Source organism: Dietzia sp. CH92 (assembly GCF_032248695.1).
Classification (GTDB): Bacteria; Actinomycetota; Actinomycetes; order Mycobacteriales; family Mycobacteriaceae; genus Dietzia.
This window is the reverse complement of the sequence record NZ_JAVHXC010000001.1, coordinates 384,326-403,083: the sequence shown is the minus strand read 5'-3', so window position 1 is coordinate 403,083 and position 18,758 is coordinate 384,326. Positions and strand designations below refer to the sequence as shown.

Sequence of the window (18,758 nt, the reverse complement as noted above, 5' to 3'; positions counted from 1 at the left end):
ATGGCGCGGATCGCGGTGATGGGGGCGGGGTCCTGGGGGACCGCGGTCGGCAAGGTCCTGGCGGACGCCGGGTCCGAGGTGGTGATGTGGGCCCGCCGCGAGGAGGTGGCGGCGGACATCAACGGGGCGCACTGCAACCCGACCTACCTGCCCGACATCGTCCTGCCGGGGACCGTGACCGCCTCCACCGATGCGGCGGAGGTGCTCGCCGGCGCCGAGGAGGTCGTGCTCGCCGTCCCGTCCCAGAGCCTGCGCGGCAACCTGGAGACCTGGGTCGAGTCGTTCGAACCCGGCGCCGGGGTGATCTCGCTGGCCAAGGGGATCGAGACCGGCACCCTGCTGCGCATCAGCGAGGTGGTGGCCGAGGTCGTCGGCCTACCGGAGTCCCGCATCGCCGCCCTGTCGGGACCGAACCTCGCCCGCGAGATCGCCGAGGGCCAGCCCGCCGCCACCGTGATCGCGTGTTCGGACGAGGAGCGCGCCGCCCGCCTGCAGGACGCGTTCTCCACCCCCTACTTCCGGCCCTACACCAACACCGACGTCGTGGGCTGCGAGATCGGCGGCGCGACCAAGAACGTCATCGCGCTGGTCTGCGGCATCGCCACCGGCATGGGCCTGGGGGACAACACCATGGCGACCCTGGTGACGCGCGGGCTGGCGGAGACGACGCGCCTCGGCGTGGCGCTGGGCGCCAACCACATGACCTTTGCCGGACTGGCGGGCCTCGGTGATCTCGTCGCCACCTGCACGTCACCGCTCTCGCGCAACCGCACCTTCGGGGAACGCCTCGGACGGGGCGAGACCCTCGAACAGGCCCAGCGCGCCACCAACGGCCAGGTCGCCGAGGGCGTCAAGTCCTGCACGTCGATCCGCGAGCTCGCCCGCCGGGCCGGTGTCGAGATGCCGCTCACGGAGGCCGTCCACGAGATCTGCCACGAGGGCGGCGACGCGGTGGAGGTGGCGGTGCGCCTCATGAGACGCAGCACCAAGCCCGAGTAGCCTCGTCCCGGTGAATCGCATCGCCGTCGCAGTCCTCTACGGCGGCCGCAGCTCCGAACACTCCGTGAGCTGCGTGTCCGCCGGTGCCGTCATGAGTCACCTCGACCGTTCCCGTTACGAGGTGATCCCCGTCGGCATCACCGAGGCCGGCACCTGGACCCTCGGCCCCGAGGACACCTCGGCCCTGCGCATCGTCGATCGCGAGATGCCGGTGGTGGACCCCGACCGCCCGCGGGTCACGCTCGGCGTGTCCGCCGACGACCGCGGCGTGCTGCGGTACGCGGACGGCGACCGGGCGGGCGAGCGGATCGCCCGGGTGGACGTGGTCTTCCCGGTCATGCACGGCACGCACGCCGAGGACGGCACGATCCAGGGCCTGCTGGAGCTGTCCGGGGTGCCGTACGTCGGCCCCGGCGTGTTCGCGAGCGCGGCCGGGATGGACAAGGAGTTCACGAAGGTCGTCCTGGGGGCGGCCGGCCTGCCGATCGGGCGTCAGGTGGTGCTCCGGCCCGGCACCCCGACCCTCACCGCCGCCGAGCGCGAGCAGCTGGGCCTCCCGCTGTTCGTCAAGCCCGCCCGCGGTGGGTCGTCCATCGGCATCACCAAGGTCTCCCGGCCCGAGGACCTCGACGCCGCGATCGCCGAGGCCCGCCGGTTCGACGACAAGGTGATCGTCGAGGCCGCGATCGTCGGTCGCGAGATCGAGTGCGGGGTGCTCGAGTACCCCGACGGCAGGGTGGAGGCGAGCCTGCCCGCCGAGCTCCACATCCCCGGCGAACCGACGGGGCTGGAGGGCGAGACCGAGGGCGACGCCTTCTACGACTTCGACACCAAGTACCTCGACGACGTCACGACCTTCGATCTGCCCGCGCGGTTGCCGGCCGAGCAGACCGACCACCTGCGGGCGCTGGCGGTCGAGGCGTTCCACGCCCTCGACGCCCGCGGGCTGAGCCGGGTCGACTTCTTCGTCACCGCCGACGGTCCCGTGATCAACGAGGTCAACACCATGCCGGGGTTCACGCCGATCTCCATGTACCCGCAGATGTGGGCCGCGACCGGCGTGGCCTACGAGACCCTGCTCGACACCCTGATCGGAACGGCCGTCGCGCGCGCCTGACCCGGCCCTCGGCCCGTCACCGGGGCGGGCCGGCGCCCCCCCCCGCGATCCGGGCGGGATCTAACCCACGGGGGCGGGGTCCGGTTCGACCGCCTCGAGGGCCGCGGAGATGGCGTCCGACAGGTCCTGGATGGGGCCGGTCCCGCTGCCCTCGGGAAGGGTGACCGCCACGTACCGCGGGCGGTCGACCGCCACCCAGGTGGACGCGGTGACGGCCGGGTCGGGGTCGGGTTCGTTGAACCACTGGACGCCGTTGACCTCCTGCAGGCCGACCCCCACGGTGAACGTCGGCGGGGCGGGCAGACCGCACCGCACGGTGACCGGCTCGGCGTCCGGCATGCGGTACGCGGCCGTCCCCTCCGGCGCGGGCTCGACGAGGGCCACCCGCGCGGCGTCGCCGAGGGAGTCCGGGAGCTGCTCGACGAGGGCCGCGCACTCCGGCGATCCGGCGTCCGGCGCGGGGATCGCCACGGCGGCCACGGGCTCGCTCGCGGCCTGCTCGGCCGCCTCGTCGGCGATGGTGCGCACCATCACCAACACCACCGCGAGCATGACGAGCGGGACGACGACCGCGAGCGCCACCACGACCCTCGAGACCGGTGCGGTCGGGGCGGTGCCGGGCTCCCTCGGCCCGGCGTCGTACCGGTCAGCCCGATCCGAATCCCTCGAAGCCACGTCGCGTCGTCCTTCCTCCCACGGCGGCCGCCCCGGAGCGCGGCCGCTAGCCTGACGGCAACGCTACAGACCCACGCCGGCGACCCCGGCGTGCGACACCACGAGAAAAGGGGTGGCCGCCGTGTCAGACCCGGCCGCGACCGCCGCCCACACGGGTGACGTAGACCGGGACGCCACCGTCGCGGCGGTGGGGGAGGCGGCGGTCCTCGCCGTGCTCAGCGGGCCGGGCACGGCCGACACGGGTGACCCCGTCGGCAACGGGGACGACGCGGCCGTGCTGGGCCCCGCCGAGGCGACCGTGGTGACCACCGACATGCTCGTCGAGGGCACCCACTTCCGGCTGGACCTCACCGGGTGGGCGGACCTGGGCCGGCGGGCCGTGGCCCAGAACGTCTCCGACGTGCTGGCCATGGGCGCCGAGTGCAGCCGCGTGCTGGTCGCCCTGGCCGTGCCCGCCGGGACGACCATGGGGCAGATCGCGGATCTCGCGCAGGGGATCCACGGTGAGGCCGCCCGATCCGGGGCCGTGGTGGTGGGCGGTGATCTCACGAGGGCGGACCTCGTCGTCGTCGGGGTCACCGCGATCGGCACGCTCCCACGCGGCGCCCGGCCCCTGCGCATCGACGGCGCCCGACCGGGGGACACCGTCGCGCTCTCCGGCGCCCCCGGTCGCTCGGCGGCCGGGCTCGCCCTGCTCCTGGCCGGTCACCCCGACGGACCGCTGCAGCAGTCGCACCGGGTGCCCGTCACCCCCGTCGGACTGGGGACGGCGGCCCGCCTGGCCGGCGCGCGCTCGCTCACCGACGTCAGCGACGGGCTGCTGCGCGACCTGTCCGGCCTGGCCCGGGCGTCGGGTGTGGGCGTCGACCTGACCGTCGACGCGCTGCCGGTCGACCCCCTGCTCGCGGAGGCCGCGGCGACGCTCGGCGCCGCCGACCCCGCGGCGCAGGCCCTCGACTGGGTCCTCGACGGCGGCGAGGACCACGGACTGCTCGCGACCTTCCCGCCGGAGGTCGCCCCGCCGGACGGGTTCACGGTGATCGGGACCGTCCACGCCGGCGAACCGGGACGGGTCACCCTCGACGGCGAGCCGAGGACACCCGGCGGCTGGGACTCGGCCCGCGGCGCGAACTAGGGTGGGCCCATGGCCGTCTACGCACTCGGAGACCTCGAACCGGACATCGCCCCCGACGCGTGGGTCCATCCCGACGCGGTGGTGATCGGGCGCGTGACCCTCGGCCCGGGTGTCTCGGTGTGGCCCACCGCAGTGCTGCGCGGGGACTACGGACGCATCGAGGTCGGGGCCATGTCCAACATCCAGGACGGGACGATCGTGCACTGCACCGCCACCGACGCCACCGTCATCGGCGAACACTGCGTGGTGGGACACAACGCCCACATCGAGGGCGCGACCATCGGGGACCGCACCCTCATCTCGTCGGGCTCGATCGTGCTCAACGGGTCGGTCATCGGCTCCGGCGCGGTGGTGGCCGCGGGATGCCTCGTCCCGCCCCGGTTCGAACTGCCCGACCGCCGCATGGCGATGGGCACGCCCGCGAGGATCCGCGACGGTTACGAGGTCGACCCGGCGATGATGGAGGGGAACACGCAGATGTACCACGACAACGCCATGCGGTACCGGGCCGACCTGCGTCGCCTCGACTGACCGTGGCCTCCCCGGACACCCCTGCGCACCTTCACGACCTGCTCGACCCCGGCTGGGCGCGCGCACTGGCCCCGGTCGAGGACCGGATCCACCGGATGGGGGACTTCCTGCGCGCCGAGAACGCGGCGGGCCGCGGGTTCCTGCCGTCGGCGGACCGCGTCCTGCGGGCGTTCACGCAGCCGTTCGACGAGGTCCGTGTCCTCATCGTGGGCCAGGATCCGTACCCCACGCCCGGTCACGCGGTCGGGTTGAGCTTCGCCGTCGAGGGCGATGTGCGGCCGCTGCCCAGGAGCCTGGTGAACATCTACCGCGAGTACGGCGACGACCTCGGGCTGACGCCGCCCGGGCACGGTGACCTGGGAGCCTGGACCCGCTCGGGCGTGCTGCTGCTCAACCGGGTGCTCACCGTGGCCCCGGGCGAACCCGCGTCCCACCGACGCAAGGGCTGGGAGGAGATCACCCAGCGGGCCATCGAGGCGCTCGTCGAGCGCGACCGGCCCCTGGTCGCGATCCTGTGGGGCCGGGACGCCCGGTCGCTCGTCCCGATGCTCGGCGACACCCCGGTGATCGCCTCGGCGCACCCCTCACCGCTGTCGGCGTCGCGTGGCTTCTTCGGATCGCGGCCGTTCAGTCGGACGAACGACGAACTGCGTCGACTCGGCGCGGACGAGGTCGACTGGCGCCTGCCCGCCGAGCCGGGACAGGCGTAGAGGCCGGGGCCTCGGCGCCTCCTTGCCCTGGCTCCTCCTCGCCTCGGCGGCTCAGCCCCGGCCGAACTCCGGGCGGCGCTTGGCGACGAAGGCGTCGACGCCCTCGACCCCGTCGGCCGAGACCGCCAGCCGTGCGATGGAGTCCCGCTCGGCGTCGAGCTGCTCGGCCAGCGTGGCCGTCTCCGACGCGCGCAGCAGGGCCTTGGCCGCGGCATGCGCGTCGCGGGGCCCGGCGGCCAGGCGCACCGCGAGCGCGCGGGCGGCCTCGCGGACATCGCCCTCGACGAGGGACGTGAGCAGGCCCAGTTGGTGGGCGCGCTCGCCGTTCATCGGCTCGTTGCCGATGAGGAACGCCCGGGCCGCGCCCTGACCGATGGCCCGGGGCAGCCGCCACGACATGCCGCCGTCGGGGGACAGCCCGATGCCCGGGTACGCCGCGAGCAGGCGCGTGTCGGGGCCGCCCACGGCGAAATCCGCCGCCAGGACCAGCGACGCCCCCGCGCCGGCCGCCCACCCGGCGACCGCCGCGACGACGGGCACGGTCAGCTCGTCGAGCTGCCGGACGACCGCGTGGAGGCGGTCCGCGAGCTCGCGGACGTGCTCCCCGCGGTCGTCGGCCGCGGCGAAGCCCGCGACGTTGCCGCCCGCACAGAAGTTCGCCCCGAGGCCGACCAGGAGCACCGCCCCGGCGTCGATCTCGCCCGCGTGCAGGGCGCGCAGGGCGACGGCCGCCTGGTCGACCGCCCCGGAGTCGAGGGAGTTGCCCTTGCCCTCGAGGGAGATCGGGAGCGTGAGTACGCCGTCGGCGAGCGTGACGAGCGGGGTGTCGGAGAGGTCGAAGGTCATCGTGGTGCTCCCGTGTCGTGTCGGCCGTCTCGGCTAGTCGGACGGCTGTCGAGGGGTGAGGGTACTAGGCTTGGCGGCGCCGGACGTGAAGTGCACCACCGGGGTGGGCGAGTGGTGAGGAGGGGTGATGACGCAGGAGTCGACACATGTCGAGGATCGGCCGTCGACCCTCGACGCCCACGGCCTGCTCACCTGGGCGCGTCGCTCCGTGGAGCTGCTCGCCGCCCACCGCGAAGAGATCAACGCTCTCAACGTCTTCCCCGTGCCGGACTCGGACACCGGCACGAACCTGCTCTACACGATGCGGGCCGCCGTGGACCGCGCCGAGGGCGAACAGGCGTGGATCGCCGAGGGGGGCGGGACCGCGGGGGCCCGCGAGATCGCCGTCGCACTCGGGCACGGGGCCGTCCACGGCGCGCGGGGCAACTCCGGGGTGATCCTGTCGCAGGTGCTGCGCGCGGTCGGCGAGGCCGCGACCTTCACGGTCGTGGACGCCTCCACCTACCGTCGCGCCCTGCGCACCGCCGTCACGCTGGTCGACCACGCCCTGAGCGACCCCGTCGAGGGGACCATCGTCACGGTGTTGCGCGAGGCCGCGTCGGCGGCGGGGCGGTCGTCGGCCCGTTCGCTCGTCGAGGTGGCCCGCGCCGCCGCGGACGCCGGCGCGGACGCCCTGGACCGCACCACCTCGCAGCTGGCGGCCCTGCGCCGCGCCGGGGTGGTCGACGCCGGTGGTCGGGGACTGCTGGTCCTGCTGGACGCCATGGTCGAGGTGCTCACGGGCGCCGCCCCCGAACGGCCCGTCTACTTCACGCCGCCGGATCCCGTCGCCGCGTCGGCGACCGTCGGGGCCTCCGACGACGCCCGGCCCGGGACCGGAGTGGCCGGGACGTGCGGCGCCGAGGACGCCGGGCGCGGTACGCGCTACGAGGTCATGTACTCGCTCACCCACTCCGACGACGCGCGCGCGGACGAACTGCGCGCGGCGCTGCGGATGATCGGCGACAGCGTGGTGGTGGTCGGCGACGGCGGGACCGACGTCAACGCCAGGTGGGCGGTCCACGTGCACACCGACGACATCGGCGGGGCGATCGAGACGGCGCTGCCGCTGGGACGGGTCACCGAGATCAGGGTCACGGACATGCTCGACCCGGTCGGCGACCGGTACCGCGACGCCGGCGGTGACGCCGGCGACACGGGCGCCGTGGCACGACGGGGCGGGCCCGGTGGCGAGACCGGGGTGCGGCGGGTGGTGGCGGTGGTGCCCGACGGCCCGCTCGCGGACCTGTTCTCCGAGGCGGGCGCCGCGACCGTCGATCCCGGCGAGAACGGGGACGGGGTGATCGACGCGGTCCTGGCCGTGGAGGCCGATGAACTCCTCGTGCTGCCGAACGGCGAACTGTCCCGCGACCGCATCAGCGCGCTCGACGCGGCGCTGCGCGACTCCGTCGGCCACGCGCTGATCCTGCCGACCGCCTCGGTCGTCCAGGGGCTCGCGGCGCTCGCGGTGCACGACCCCGCCACCACCCTGTCCCTGGACGGGTTCTCGATGGCCGACGCGGCGGCGGGCACCCGGCACGCCCACCTGGTCCGGGCGGACCAGGACGCGCTGACCCTGGTCGGCCGGTGCTCGGCGGGTGACCTGCTCGGTGTCGTGGGACATGATGTGGCGCTCATCGGGACCGATCCGGTCGAGTCGGTCTGCGCGCTGGTCGACCGGATGCTGTCCTCCGGCGGTGAGCTGGTGACGGTGCTGTTCGGTGACGAGTACGACGAGGCGACGAGGGACTCCGCGCTGACCCGCCTGCGCGGCGACCACCCCGACATCGAGGTGGTCGGGTACGCCGCCGGGCCGGGCCGGGCGTCGGCGCACGTCGGGGTCGAATGACCACGCTGGCCACCACGGACACGCCCCTGGTCGAGGTCCTCGATCCGGGCCTGGCCGAGCGCGTCACGAAGGCGTTCGGCCACCACACCGTCGGGGACCTGCTGCACACCCTGCCGCGGCGCTACCGCCAGCACGGGCAGCGCTACGACAGGCGGGAGCTCGTCGACGGCGAGCGGGTGACGGTCATCGGCACGGTCACCACCTCCAAGACCCGGAACTACCAGACCCGGAGCGGCCAGGTCCGCGAGATGCTCACGCTGACGGTGGAGGACGGCGACACCCGCTTCCGGGTCGTGTTCTTCGCCGCCCGGGGCATCAAGTACCTGCTGCCGGTGGGCACGCTCGCCATGTTCGACGGCACCGTCTCCCACTTCCGGGGCACCCCGGACCTGAAGCATCCCGAGTTCCTCGTCCTGCGGGCGGTCTCCGGACCCGGTGGCGAGCTCAAGGGCTCGGGTGACCTCGCCGCGCTGGCCAGACTCTCCTCCCAGATCGACGCCGAGGGCGGCCCGAGTCTGTTCGACCGCCCGCTGCTGCCGGTGTACGCCGCGAAGGAGGGCGTCACCTCGTGGGACCTGCTCGGGGCGGTGGTCACCGCGTTGCGGGCGCTGGTGCCGGTGGTGGACCCGCTGGACGACACCGTGCGGTCGGCGGCGGGGTTGATGGGGCTCGACGAGGCGCTGCGCAAGGCGCATCTGCCCGACACGACGCGGGAGAAGGACCACGCGGGGCGTCGGCTGCGCTTCGACGAGGCGCTCGCGCTGCAGCTGCTGCTCGGGGCGCGCCGCCGGTTCCTCGCGCGCGACCCGGCCCCGGAGAGCCCCGTGCGGGAGGACGGGATACGCGCGGCGATGGCGGCCCGGATGCCGTTCGAGCTCACCGGCGGGCAGCAGAGGGTCCTGGCGGAGATCGCGGCCGACCTGTCGCGGTCCGAGCCCATGAACAGGCTCCTGCAGGGTGAGGTGGGGTCGGGCAAGACGGTGGTCGCGCTGCTGGCGATGCTGCAGGTGCTGGACGCCGGGCGCCAGTGCGTCATGCTCGCGCCGACCGAGGTCCTGGCGGTCCAGCACCACCGGTCCCTCACCGCGATGCTCGGGGACCTGGGGGAGCGAGGCAGGCTGGGCGCGGCCGACCACGCCACCCGCGTGGTGCTGCTCACCGGGTCCATGTCGACGGCCCGGCGCCGGGAGGCCCTGCTCGACATCGTCACCGGCGAGGCGGGGATCGTCGTGGGGACGCACGCGTTGATCCAGGACTCGGTGGACTTCTTCGACCTGGGCCTGGTGGTGGTGGACGAGCAGCACCGGTTCGGGGTGCGTCAGCGCGACCGCCTGCGGTCCAAGGGCCGCGAGGGGATGGTCCCCCACCTGTTGGTGATGACGGCGACCCCCATCCCGCGGACGATCGCCATGACGGTGTTCGGGGACCTCGAGGTCTCCGAGCTCGAGGAGCTGCCGGGGGGCCGCCGGCCCATCTCTACATCCGTGGTGCCGGCGCGCGAGCGGCCCGCGTGGCTCTCGCGCGCGTGGGAGCGGGTGCGGGAGGAGGTCGCCGCCGGCCACCGCGCGTACGTGGTGTGCTCGCGGATCGACGGCGAGGACCCCCCGTCGGGGGACGAGACGACGGGCGACGACGACGAGGGCGGCGACAGACCGCCGTTGGCCGCCGCCGTGGACCTGCACGGGTACCTGTCCACCGGCCCGCTGGCCGGGGTCAGGGTCGGTCTCATGCACGGCCGACTCCCGCCGGAGGAGAAGGACGCCGTCATGGCGGATTTCGCCGCCGGCCGCCTCGACGTGCTCGTGTCCACGACCGTCATCGAGGTCGGCGTGGACGTCCCGCAGGCCACCGTCATGGTGGTGATGGACGCCGAGCGGTTCGGGGTGAGCCAGCTCCACCAGCTGCGCGGCCGGGTCGGCCGGGGTGGGCTGCCGGGCCTGTGCCTGCTGGTGACCAACTCGCGCGCGGACAGCCGGGCGATGGAGCGGCTCGCCGCGGTCGCGGGCACCACCGACGGCTTCGCACTGGCGCAGCTGGATCTGGTCCAGCGCCGCGAGGGCGACATACTGGGGGACGCGCAGTCCGGGGCGTTGTCGGCGCTCCGGTTGCTGTCGGTGGTCGACGACGGCGACGTCATCGAGATCGCCCGCCGGCACGCCGAGGAGATCCTCGAGGCCGACCCCGGCCTGCACCGGCATCCCGCGCTGGCCGAGCGTGTCCGCCGGCTGGCCGGGTCCGAGGACACCGACTACCTGTTCAGATACTGACGCGACGGGAAGCCCCCCATGACCCGCATCATCTCCGGCCGCCTCCGCGGGCTGTCGATCACAGTGCCGCCGGCCGGCACGCGGCCCACCACCGACCGGGTCCGCGAGGCGTTGTTCAGCGCCATCGACAGCCGCGTGGACCTGGCGGGCGCCGCCGTCCTCGACCTGTTCGCCGGCTCCGGCGCCCTCGGGCTCGAGGCCCTGTCCAGGGGAGCGGACACCGCGTGGTTCGTCGAGGAGAACCACCGGGCGGTGGCGTGCCTCAAGAAGAACGTCGCCGGGGCGTCGTCGTCGTCGCCCTCCCTCCGGACCACGGTGAGACGGGCCTCGCTCCCGGCGGCGGTCGAGGGCGCATGCCCCGTGCCCGGCGGGTTCGATCTGGTGTTGGCCGACCCGCCGTACGACAGGTCCGCCGCGCTCGACGAGCCGATCCTCCGTGCGCTGACGGCCGGGGGCTGGCTCGCCGGTGACGCCCTCGTGGTGTGGGAGCGCTCGAGGCGTGACCCCGCCGTGCGCTGGCCGGACGGGTACGACGTCGTCTTCGAGCGCACCTACGGGGAGACCGCCGTCGAGATGGCCCGGCCGGTTGATACGGTCGCCCCATGACGACCGTCGTGGTTCCAGGCTCCTTCGACCCGGTGACCCTCGGGCACCTCGACATCATCCGCCGGGCGGCGGCGCTGTTCGACGACGTGATCGTGTGCGTGGTCGCCAACCCCAACAAGCAGGGCACCTTCTCGATCGACGAGCGCAAGGCCCTCATCGACGAGGTCTGTGCCGACGTGCCCGGGGTGCGTGTCGACAGCTTCTACGGGCTGCTGGTCGACTACTGCCGTGAGCAGGGCGCCACCGCGGTGGTCAAGGGTCTGCGGGACTCCACGGACTACGACTACGAGCTGCCGATGGCGCACATGAACCGCTCCATCGCCGGCATCGACACCGTCTTCCTGCCGACGCGGGCCGATCTGGCGTTCGTGTCCTCGTCGCTGTGCCGCGAGGTGACCCGCCTGGGCGGAGACGTCTCCCACCTGCTGCCGGGTCCGGTGGCCGTCGCGCTGCGGGAGCGGCTGGGCTGAGCACGCGGACACACCGCGCGGGCAGCCCCCCGCCACGGTGTGTTGGGGGCACACTGATGGGACGAATGTGACGATCCGGTGAAGGGACGAGCGTGTACCGAGTGTTCCAGGCCCTCGACGAGCTGAACGCGATGATCGAGGACGCCCGCAGTCTGCCCATGACCGCGAACTGCGTGGTGCCCCGGCACGAGTCCCTGCTGTTGCTCGACGACATCCGCGACTCCTTCCCGGGCGAGCTCGACGACGCGCAGGACGTCCTCGACCAGCGCGACCGCGTGCTCGCTGAGGCCGACGCCACCGCCCGCGAGACCGTCGCCGCCGCCGACGCCGAGGCGGACCGCACCCTGCGGGAGGCCCGCGAGGACGCCGACGCGATGCTCGCCGACGCCAAGGCCCGCGCCGACCGCATGGTCGCCGAGGCCACCGCCCACGCCGACGGCCTGGTCGGCGACGCCCGCGCCGAGGCGGCCGAGCTGCTGGACCGCTCCCGCCGGGACGCCGAGTCCACCACGACCCGCGCCCGCGCCGAGGCGGACAGGGTGGTCGAACAGGCCAACGTCCTCTACGACCGCACCATCACCGAGGCCCGCCAGGAACAGCAGCGCATGCTGTCCGAGTCGGAGGTCGTCCGGATCGCCGACGAGGAGGCCGCCCGCGTCCGCGACGCCGCGCACGCCGAGAGCGAGCGGCGGCGCGAGGAGTGCGACGCCTACATCGACGAGAAGATGGCCCGCTTCGAGGAGTTCCTCGGCGCGACGCTGCGCACCGTCACCCGCGGCCGCGAGGAACTGCACGGCGTCGCCCCCACCGCGCGGCGGGATCCCGCCGCGCGCCGCGGCACCCGTGACGACGAGCGCTTCGGCGACGGGTACGGGGACTACTGAGCCGGGCGGGTAGTCTGCTGGGCGTGTCCTCCACCTCCCGCACCCCCCGCCACGGCCGCCCGGCCGCCGATTCGCTCGTCCTCGACAGCCGCGTCCTCGCCCGCACGCCCGGCGCGACGGAGCCCGTGCAGCGCGCCGCGGTGGCGCCGTCCGACATCGGGGTCGAGCTCATCCGGATCCCGAGCGGGTCGGAGGTCGAGCTGGACCTGCTGATGACCTTCGTCGACGAGGGCGTGCTGGTCACGGGGTCCGTCAGCGGAACCGCACGGGTCGAGTGCGCGCGGTGCCTCGGCGAGTTCACCACCGACGTCGCGGTGGATCTCACCGAGATGTACGCCGCCCCCGGGACCGCCGCGGCCGACGGCGCGGAGGAGGACGAGGTACGGCTGCTCGACGGCGACCTGATCGACCTCGAGCCGGCCCTCGTCGACGCGTTCGGGCTCGAGTTCCCCATGTCGCCCACCTGCGCGGACTACGGGCACGACGAGTGCGTGAACCCGGACACCCCCGCCCCGGACGGGGTCTCCGGGGAGGAGACCGGGCGGATCGACCCGCGCTGGGCCGACCTGGCGGAGAAGTTCGGCACCACCGGCCCGGACGACACCGACGGGGACCGCGCGTGACGGACCAGCCCTCGCCGCTGGACACGGTCCTGGGCGTGGCCCTGCCCGTCGCCCTGGCGACCCAGGCCCTGACCCACCGGTCGTACGCCTACGAGCACGGCGGGGCGCCGCACAACGAGCGACTGGAGTTCCTCGGCGACGCGGTGCTGGAACTCGTCGTCACGGAATACCTCTACACCGCCTACCCGGACCGGCCCGAGGGCGACCTGGCCAAGATCCGCGCGAGCCTGGTCAACACCTACGTCCTCGCCGACATCGCGCGTGAGCTGGGCGAGGGCGGGCTGGGCAGCCACCTGCGGTTGGGCCGCGGGGAGGAGCTGACCGGCGGGCGCGACAAGCACTCGATCCTCGCGGACACCCTCGAGGCGGTCTTCGGGGCGGTCTACCTCACCCACGGGCTCGAGACGGCCCGCGGCGTGATCGAGACGATCATCGGCGACCGCCTGCGGGTCGTGCCCCACCTCGGAGCGGCGCTCGACTGGAAGACCAGCCTCCAGGAGAAATGCGCCTCGCTCGGGCGGCCCCGGGCCCGGTACGAGATCACCTCGACCGGACCGGACCACGACAAGACGTTCTCGGCCGTGGTGTTCGTGGGCGAGGACGCGTTCGGCGAGGGCGCCGGCCGCACCAAGAAGGAGGCCGAGCAGCGGGCCGCGGAGCAGGCCTGGGCGGCCCTGGACGGGACGGCGCCGGGTCGGACAGCGGGCTGACGTGCCGGAGCTACCCGAGGTCGAGGTCGTCCGGCGGGGACTGGCCGACCACGTCGTGGGTCGCACCCTGGAGTCGGTCGAGGTCACCGGGGCACGCACGGCCCGCCGCCAGCCCGGGGGCGCACCCGAGATCGTCGCCCGGCTGACCGGGCGCACCGTCACCGGGGCGAGGCGCCGCGGCAAGTACCTGTGGCTCACCCTGGACGGCGTGGATGCGGCCGGGGCCGACTGCCTCCTGGTGCACCTGGGGATGAGTGGGCAGATGCTCGTCACCGGTGCCGGCGCACCTGCCGTGCGGCACCTGCACGCCCGGGCCGTCCTGGACGACGGCAACGAACTCCGGTTCGTCGACCAACGCACGTTCGGCGGGTGGACGGTCGTGCCCCTGGCCGAGGCCCGCGACGGCAGCGGTGTGCTGCTGCCCGCCCCCGCCGCACACATCGCCGCGGACCCGTTCGAGCCCGGCTTCGACGCGGTCGCCGCGGCCCGGCTCATCCGCCGTCGGGACACCGAGATCAAGCGCCTCCTGCTGGACCAGACCGTCGTGTCCGGCATCGGCAACATCTACGCCGACGAGGCCCTGTGGCGCTCGGGGCTGCACGGCCGGCGGCGCTCCGGGGCGGTCACCCTCCGCGCCGTCACCGGGGTGCTCGAGCACGCCCGCGACGTGATGGCCGACGCCCTCGACGCCGGCGGGACCTCTTTCGACGCGCTGTACGTCAACGTCAACGGCGCGTCCGGCTACTTCGACCGGTCGCTCGACGCCTACGGCCGCGCCGGGCTGCCCTGCGCGCGCTGCGGCACCGCCATCGTGCGGGAGGACTTCATGAACCGCGGCTCGCACTTCTGCCCCGCGTGCCAGCCGGCGCCCCGCCGCCGGAGCGGGACCCGACGCCGCCCGGCCGTACGATGACCCCATGACCGAGACGCCCCAGAGCACCCCGCAGGACCCCGCACCCGCCGCCGGTGACGCGCCCGACCCGGCCGCCGGCCCGGACCTGCGGGTCGACCGCATCGGCACGCGGAGGTACGTGGGCTCCTCCGCCCGGGGCGCCCGCGTCGAGATCGGCTCGGCCGACGTCGAGGGCGTGTTCACCCCCGGGGAACTGCTCAAGATCGCGCTCGGCGCGTGCACCGCCATGGCGTCGGACTTCACCCTCTCCCGTCGTCTCGGGGACGACTACGCGGCCACGGTCCGCGTCTCCGGCGACGCCGACCGCGAGGCCGAGCGCTACCCGCGGCTCGAGGAGACCTATGAGCTCGACCTCTCCGGGCTCGACCCGGCCATGGTCGACCGCGTCATCGACATGGTGCGCCGCTCCGTCGACGCCACGTGCACCGTGGGACGCACGATCACCGCCGGCACCGAGGTCACGCTCGACTTCCGGACCGGCGGCGCGGCGCCCGACGGAGGCGCTGCCGGATGAGCGCGCCGGACGGGGACGGGGTCCGGCTCGTCGCCTGGGTGCACGGCCGGGTCCAGGGCGTGGGCTTCCGGTGGTGGACCCGCAGCCGCGCCCTCGAACTGGGCCTGAGCGGGTACGCGGCCAACAAGCCGGACGGCCGCGTCCACGTGGTGGCCGAGGGACCCGAGAGCGCGTGCCGGGCCCTGTCCGACCTCCTCCGCGGCGGCGACACCCCCGAACGCGTGGACCTCGTCGTCGACACCTACGAACCGGCGCGCGGCGGACTGACGGGATTCGTCGAACGCTGACCTAGGATCGACTCCCGTGTATCTCAAGTCGTTGACGCTCAAGGGCTTCAAGTCCTTCGCCGCGCCCACGACCCTGAGATTCGAACCCGGCATCTGCTGCGTGGTCGGCCCCAACGGCTCCGGCAAGTCCAACGTCGTCGACGCCCTGACCTGGGTCATGGGCGAGCACAGCGCCAAGACCCTGCGCGGCGGCAAGATGCAGGACGTCATCTTCGCCGGCACCGCCGGCAAGCAACCCCTCGGCCGCGCCGAGGTCACGCTCACCCTGGACAACTCCGACGGCGCGCTGCCGATCGACTACGCCGAGGTCTCCCTCACCCGCCGGATGTTCCGCGACGGGGCCGCCGAGTACGAGATCAACGGCGACCGCGCCCGCCTCATGGACGTGCAGGAACTGCTCTCGGACTCGGGCATCGGTCGCGAGATGCACGTGATCGTCGGCCAGGGCAAGCTCGCCGAGATCCTCGAGTCCAAGCCGGAGGAGCGGCGCGCGTTCATCGAGGAGGCCGCCGGTATCCTCAAGCACCGCCGCCGCAAGGAGAAGGCCCAGCGCAAGCTCGCCGGCATGCAGGGCAACCTCGACCGGCTCACCGACCTCACCACCGAACTGCGGCGTCAGCTCAAGCCGCTGGGGAGACAGGCGGAGGTGGCGCGGCGGGCGCAGACCATCCAGGCCGACCTGCGCGACGCGACGTTCCGGCTGGCCGCCGACGACCTCGTGACCCGCCGCCGCGAACTCGCCGACGCCGAGAGCGTCCGCGCCCGGTTGGCCGATCAGGTCGCCGCGGCCGTCGACCGGCGCGACGGGCTGGCCCGCGACGTGGCGGCCACCCAGGCCGACCTCGACCGACTCACCCCGCAGGCCGACGCCGCGCAGCAGCGCTGGTTCGCGCTGTCGACGCTGGCCGAGCGCGCCCGCGCGACCGCCCGCATCGCCTCGGACCGCGCCCGCTCGCTCGCCGCCGAGGTCGCGGTCCACCACGGCACCGATCCCGACGAGCTCGACCGTCAGGCCGATCGCGCCGCCGCCCTCGAGCAGGACCTCGCCGCGCAGGTCGACGTCGCGGCCGAGCGGGCCCGTCGCGCGACGGAGGACCTCGGGCGGGCAGAGGCGGCGCTCACCGCGCTCGAGGCCGAGCATCTCAAGGCCGTCCGCGCGATCGCCGACCGGCGCGAGGGCGTGGCTCGTCTCGCCGGCAAGGTCGACACGCTCGCGGCGCGCGTCGAGTCGACCGAGGCGGAGATCGCCCGCCTCGACGCCGAGACCGCCGTCGCCCGCGCGGCCGTCGCCGACGCCGAGGCCGAGTTCGACGCCGTCCACGCCCGGGTCGGCGCGCACGCGGAGGGGGAACGCACCCTCGACGAGCACCTCGGCCGCGCCGAGCGCGCGCACCTGGCCGCCCGCGCCCGCCTGGCCGAACTGCAGGGGCTCGAGCGGGAGGCCGATCAGCGGATCGCCCGTCTGGCCGCACGGATCGAGACACTGGAGCAGAACAAGGGCGCCGGCGACGGTGCCGACTGGGTCGTGCGGCACCTGGGCGCGGACGCCGTGGCGGGCACGGTGGGGGAGTCGCTCGGGGTGCGGGACGGATGGCAGCGCGCGGTCGGCGTGGCCCTGGGCCCGGCCGTCGACGCGGTGGTCGTGGACGGCGACGTGGATCGCGGGCGGGTCCTCGCCGCGCTGCGCGAGGCCGACGCGGGTCGGGCGGGTCTGATCGCCCGCGGCGTCCCCGGGGACGGCTACCGGCTCGAGGTGGACCTCGTCGAGGGCGCCCGGTGGGCGCTGGACGTGGTGGACGTGCCCGACGACCTCGTCGCGGCGGTGACCGCCCTGCTGGTGGACGTGGTGCTGGTGGAGGACCTCGGCGTCGCCCACGCCCAGGTGGACGCGGACCGCCGTGTGCGCGCGGTGACGCGGGACGGTGAGCTGGCCGGCGTCGGATGGAGCGTGGGTGGTTCCGCGGCGGGTCGCACGGGCCTGGAGATCCAGTCCGCGATCGACGCCGCGGTCGCCGAGCGGGACGCCGTGCGCGCCGAGATCGAGACCACCCGCGCGGAGCTCGCCGGCGCGGAGGCGGAGGACGCCGAGCGGGCGGACCGGTACTCCGAGACCCTCGCCGCGATCGGCGAGTCCGACGCCGCGATCGAGGAGATCTACGCCGAGCTCGCCCGCATCGGCCAGCGGCGCCGGCGCGCCGAGGCGGACGTGCGACGCCTGGAGCAGGCCCGTCGCATCGCCGTGGACAAGCTCGACGCCGCGCGCGCCGAGCACGCGGAGCTGTCCGACCGGCTCGTCCGGGCGGGCGACGACGACGAGGTCGCACCGCCCTCGGACGACGGCCGGGTCGCCGCGCAGGCGGAGGTCGCGACGGCCCGCGCGGCCGAGCTGGAGGCCCGGCTCGCGCACCGCTCGGCCGAGGAGCGGGCCGCCGGCGTCCGCGGGAAGTCGGCATCCCTGCGTCGCGCGGCGCAGTCCGAGCGCGAGGCGCGGGCCCGCGCGGCTCGGGCGGCGGCGCAGCGACGTCGGGGCGCCGAGGTCGCCGGGGTGGTCGACGAGCTCAGCGGGCGGCTGCTGGACCGTCTCGACGAACTCATCGCCGGCGCGTCCGCGGAGCGGGACCGGTTGGCGGCCTCGCGCGCGGACGCCACGGCCCGGGTCGCGGCCCTGCGCGCCGACCTCGCCGCCGCCGAAGCCGAGGTGTCGCGACTCTCCGACGCCGCCCACCGCGACGAGATCGTCCGCGCCCAGCTCGAGGTCAAGGTCTCCGAGCTCGAGGCGGCGGTGCTGGAGCGCCACGGGATCGAACCCGGTGCACTGGTCGCCGAGTACGGTCCCGACGTGGACCTGCCGCCGTCGGCGTTGGAGATGCAGGAGTACGAGGCGGCTCGCGAGCGCGGCGAGGACGTGACCCCGCCGCCCCCGATGCCGTTCGTGCGCGCCGAACAGGAGCGTCGTCTCAGGTCGGCGCAGAAGGACCTGGCCACCCTGGGCAAGGTCAACCCGCTGGCGTTGGAGGAGTTCGCGGCGCTGGAGGAGCGCTACGCGTTCCTGTCCACCCAGCTCGACGACGTGAAGAAGGCCCGGTCCGACCTCGAGGGGGTGATCGACGACGTCGACGAGCGCATCGAGCAGATCTTCACCGAGGCGTGGGTCGACGTCGAGCGCGAGTTCCGGGGTGTCTTCTCCACGCTCTTCCCCGGAGGGGAGGGGCGACTGATCCTCACCGAGCCGGAGGACATGCTCGCCACCGGGATCGAGGTGGAGGCGCGGCCACCGGGAAAGAAGGTGAAGCGGTTGTCGCTGCTGTCCGGCGGCGAGAAGTCGCTCACCGCGGTCGCCATGCTGGTGGCGATATTCAAGGCCCGCCCCAGCCCGTTCTACGTCATGGACGAGGTCGAGGCGGCGCTCGACGACACCAACCTGCGGCGGCTCATCGGGCTGTTCGAACAGCTCAGGGAGACCAGCCAGCTCATCGTCATCACCCACCAGAAGCCCACCATGGACGTGGCCGACGTGCTCTACGGCGTGTCGATGCAGGGCGACGGCATCTCCAAGGTCATCTCCCAACGCATGCGCTGACTC

The 18,758-nt window shown here is 74.2% G+C and carries 18 protein-coding genes; 16 read left to right on the top strand and 2 right to left on the bottom strand.

The genetic code is table 11. The features are described from left to right. Together RWK90_RS01945 and RWK90_RS01940 are read left to right on the top strand one after the other, a co-directional pair. On the top strand, positions 1-999 hold the full coding sequence (locus RWK90_RS01945; protein WP_314034141.1) for an NAD(P)H-dependent glycerol-3-phosphate dehydrogenase: 999 nt from the start codon (positions 1-3) through the stop codon (positions 997-999). Positions 1,000-1,009: 10 nt separating this feature from the next. Then, the gene (locus RWK90_RS01940) at positions 1,010-2,116 is read left to right on the top strand and encodes a D-alanine--D-alanine ligase family protein (protein WP_314034140.1); all 1,107 of its coding nucleotides are present in this window, start codon (positions 1,010-1,012) and stop codon (positions 2,114-2,116) included. Between the two features lie 60 nt (positions 2,117-2,176). On the opposite strand, the gene RWK90_RS01935 is transcribed toward RWK90_RS01940, so the two are convergent. Beyond that, positions 2,177-2,791, bottom strand: coding sequence for a DUF3515 domain-containing protein (locus tag RWK90_RS01935; RefSeq protein ID WP_314034137.1), 615 nt, complete (start codon positions 2,789-2,791; stop codon positions 2,177-2,179). A gap of 121 nt (positions 2,792-2,912) precedes the next feature. On the opposite strand from RWK90_RS01935, the gene thiL reads away from it, so the two are divergent. Genes thiL through RWK90_RS01920 form a run of 3 tightly spaced genes read left to right on the top strand, consistent with a single transcriptional unit; the run spans position 2,913 to position 5,167 of the window. Then, entirely contained in the window at positions 2,913-3,926 is a 1,014-nt protein-coding gene (gene thiL / locus RWK90_RS01930) for a thiamine-phosphate kinase (RefSeq protein ID WP_314034134.1), read from the top strand. 9 nt (positions 3,927-3,935) lie between these two features. Then, entirely contained in the window at positions 3,936-4,457 is a 522-nt protein-coding gene (locus RWK90_RS01925) for a gamma carbonic anhydrase family protein (protein ID WP_314034132.1), read from the top strand. Between the two features lie 2 nt (positions 4,458-4,459). Beyond that, positions 4,460-5,167: a uracil-DNA glycosylase gene (locus RWK90_RS01920; RefSeq protein WP_314034130.1), complete on the top strand. Its 708-nt coding sequence runs from the start codon at positions 4,460-4,462 to the stop codon at positions 5,165-5,167. A gap of 51 nt (positions 5,168-5,218) precedes the next feature. Here the strand turns inward: RWK90_RS01920 and RWK90_RS01915 are convergent, their stop codons facing one another. Next, complete coding sequence (locus RWK90_RS01915) at positions 5,219-6,013, bottom strand: enoyl-CoA hydratase-related protein (RefSeq protein WP_314034127.1); 795 nt, start codon at positions 6,011-6,013, stop codon at positions 5,219-5,221. Between the two features lie 127 nt (positions 6,014-6,140). Between RWK90_RS01915 and RWK90_RS01910 the strand changes: the two genes are divergently transcribed. From RWK90_RS01910 to smc, 11 genes are all read left to right on the top strand, one after another. Then, on the top strand, positions 6,141-7,901 hold the full coding sequence (locus RWK90_RS01910) for a DAK2 domain-containing protein (RefSeq protein ID WP_314034125.1): 1,761 nt from the start codon (positions 6,141-6,143) through the stop codon (positions 7,899-7,901). Further along, complete coding sequence (recG, locus tag RWK90_RS01905) at positions 7,898-10,168, top strand: ATP-dependent DNA helicase RecG (protein WP_314034123.1); 2,271 nt, start codon at positions 7,898-7,900, stop codon at positions 10,166-10,168. The genes RWK90_RS01910 and recG overlap by 4 nt, the downstream gene beginning before the upstream one ends. An 18-nt stretch (positions 10,169-10,186) precedes the next feature. Then, a complete protein-coding gene (gene rsmD, locus RWK90_RS01900) occupies positions 10,187-10,774 on the top strand; it encodes a 16S rRNA (guanine(966)-N(2))-methyltransferase RsmD (RefSeq protein WP_314034121.1) in 588 nt (195 codons plus the stop codon). Continuing rightward, a complete protein-coding gene (coaD, locus tag RWK90_RS01895; protein ID WP_314034119.1) occupies positions 10,771-11,244 on the top strand; it encodes a pantetheine-phosphate adenylyltransferase in 474 nt (157 codons plus the stop codon). Before rsmD ends, coaD begins: the two co-directional genes overlap by 4 nt. A gap of 92 nt (positions 11,245-11,336) precedes the next feature. Next, a complete protein-coding gene (locus tag RWK90_RS01890) occupies positions 11,337-12,128 on the top strand; it encodes a DivIVA domain-containing protein (protein WP_314034118.1) in 792 nt (263 codons plus the stop codon). A gap of 23 nt (positions 12,129-12,151) precedes the next feature. Beyond that, on the top strand, positions 12,152-12,751 hold the full coding sequence (locus RWK90_RS01885) for a YceD family protein (RefSeq protein WP_314034116.1): 600 nt from the start codon (positions 12,152-12,154) through the stop codon (positions 12,749-12,751). Then, the gene (rnc, locus tag RWK90_RS01880) at positions 12,748-13,461 is read left to right on the top strand and encodes a ribonuclease III (RefSeq protein WP_314034114.1); all 714 of its coding nucleotides are present in this window, start codon (positions 12,748-12,750) and stop codon (positions 13,459-13,461) included. Before RWK90_RS01885 ends, rnc begins: the two co-directional genes overlap by 4 nt. Position 13,462: 1 nt before the next feature. Beyond that, positions 13,463-14,374, top strand: coding sequence for a bifunctional DNA-formamidopyrimidine glycosylase/DNA-(apurinic or apyrimidinic site) lyase (gene mutM / locus RWK90_RS01875; protein ID WP_314034112.1), 912 nt, complete (start codon positions 13,463-13,465; stop codon positions 14,372-14,374). Positions 14,375-14,378: 4 nt separating this feature from the next. Further along, positions 14,379-14,888: an OsmC family protein gene (locus RWK90_RS01870; protein ID WP_314034110.1), complete on the top strand. Its 510-nt coding sequence runs from the start codon at positions 14,379-14,381 to the stop codon at positions 14,886-14,888. Next, on the top strand, positions 14,885-15,175 hold the full coding sequence (locus RWK90_RS01865; RefSeq protein WP_314034108.1) for an acylphosphatase: 291 nt from the start codon (positions 14,885-14,887) through the stop codon (positions 15,173-15,175). Before RWK90_RS01870 ends, RWK90_RS01865 begins: the two co-directional genes overlap by 4 nt. Before the next feature lie 16 nt (positions 15,176-15,191). Then, the gene (gene smc / locus RWK90_RS01860) at positions 15,192-18,755 is read left to right on the top strand and encodes a chromosome segregation protein SMC (protein ID WP_314034106.1); all 3,564 of its coding nucleotides are present in this window, start codon (positions 15,192-15,194) and stop codon (positions 18,753-18,755) included. Positions 18,756-18,758 lie beyond the last annotated feature (3 nt).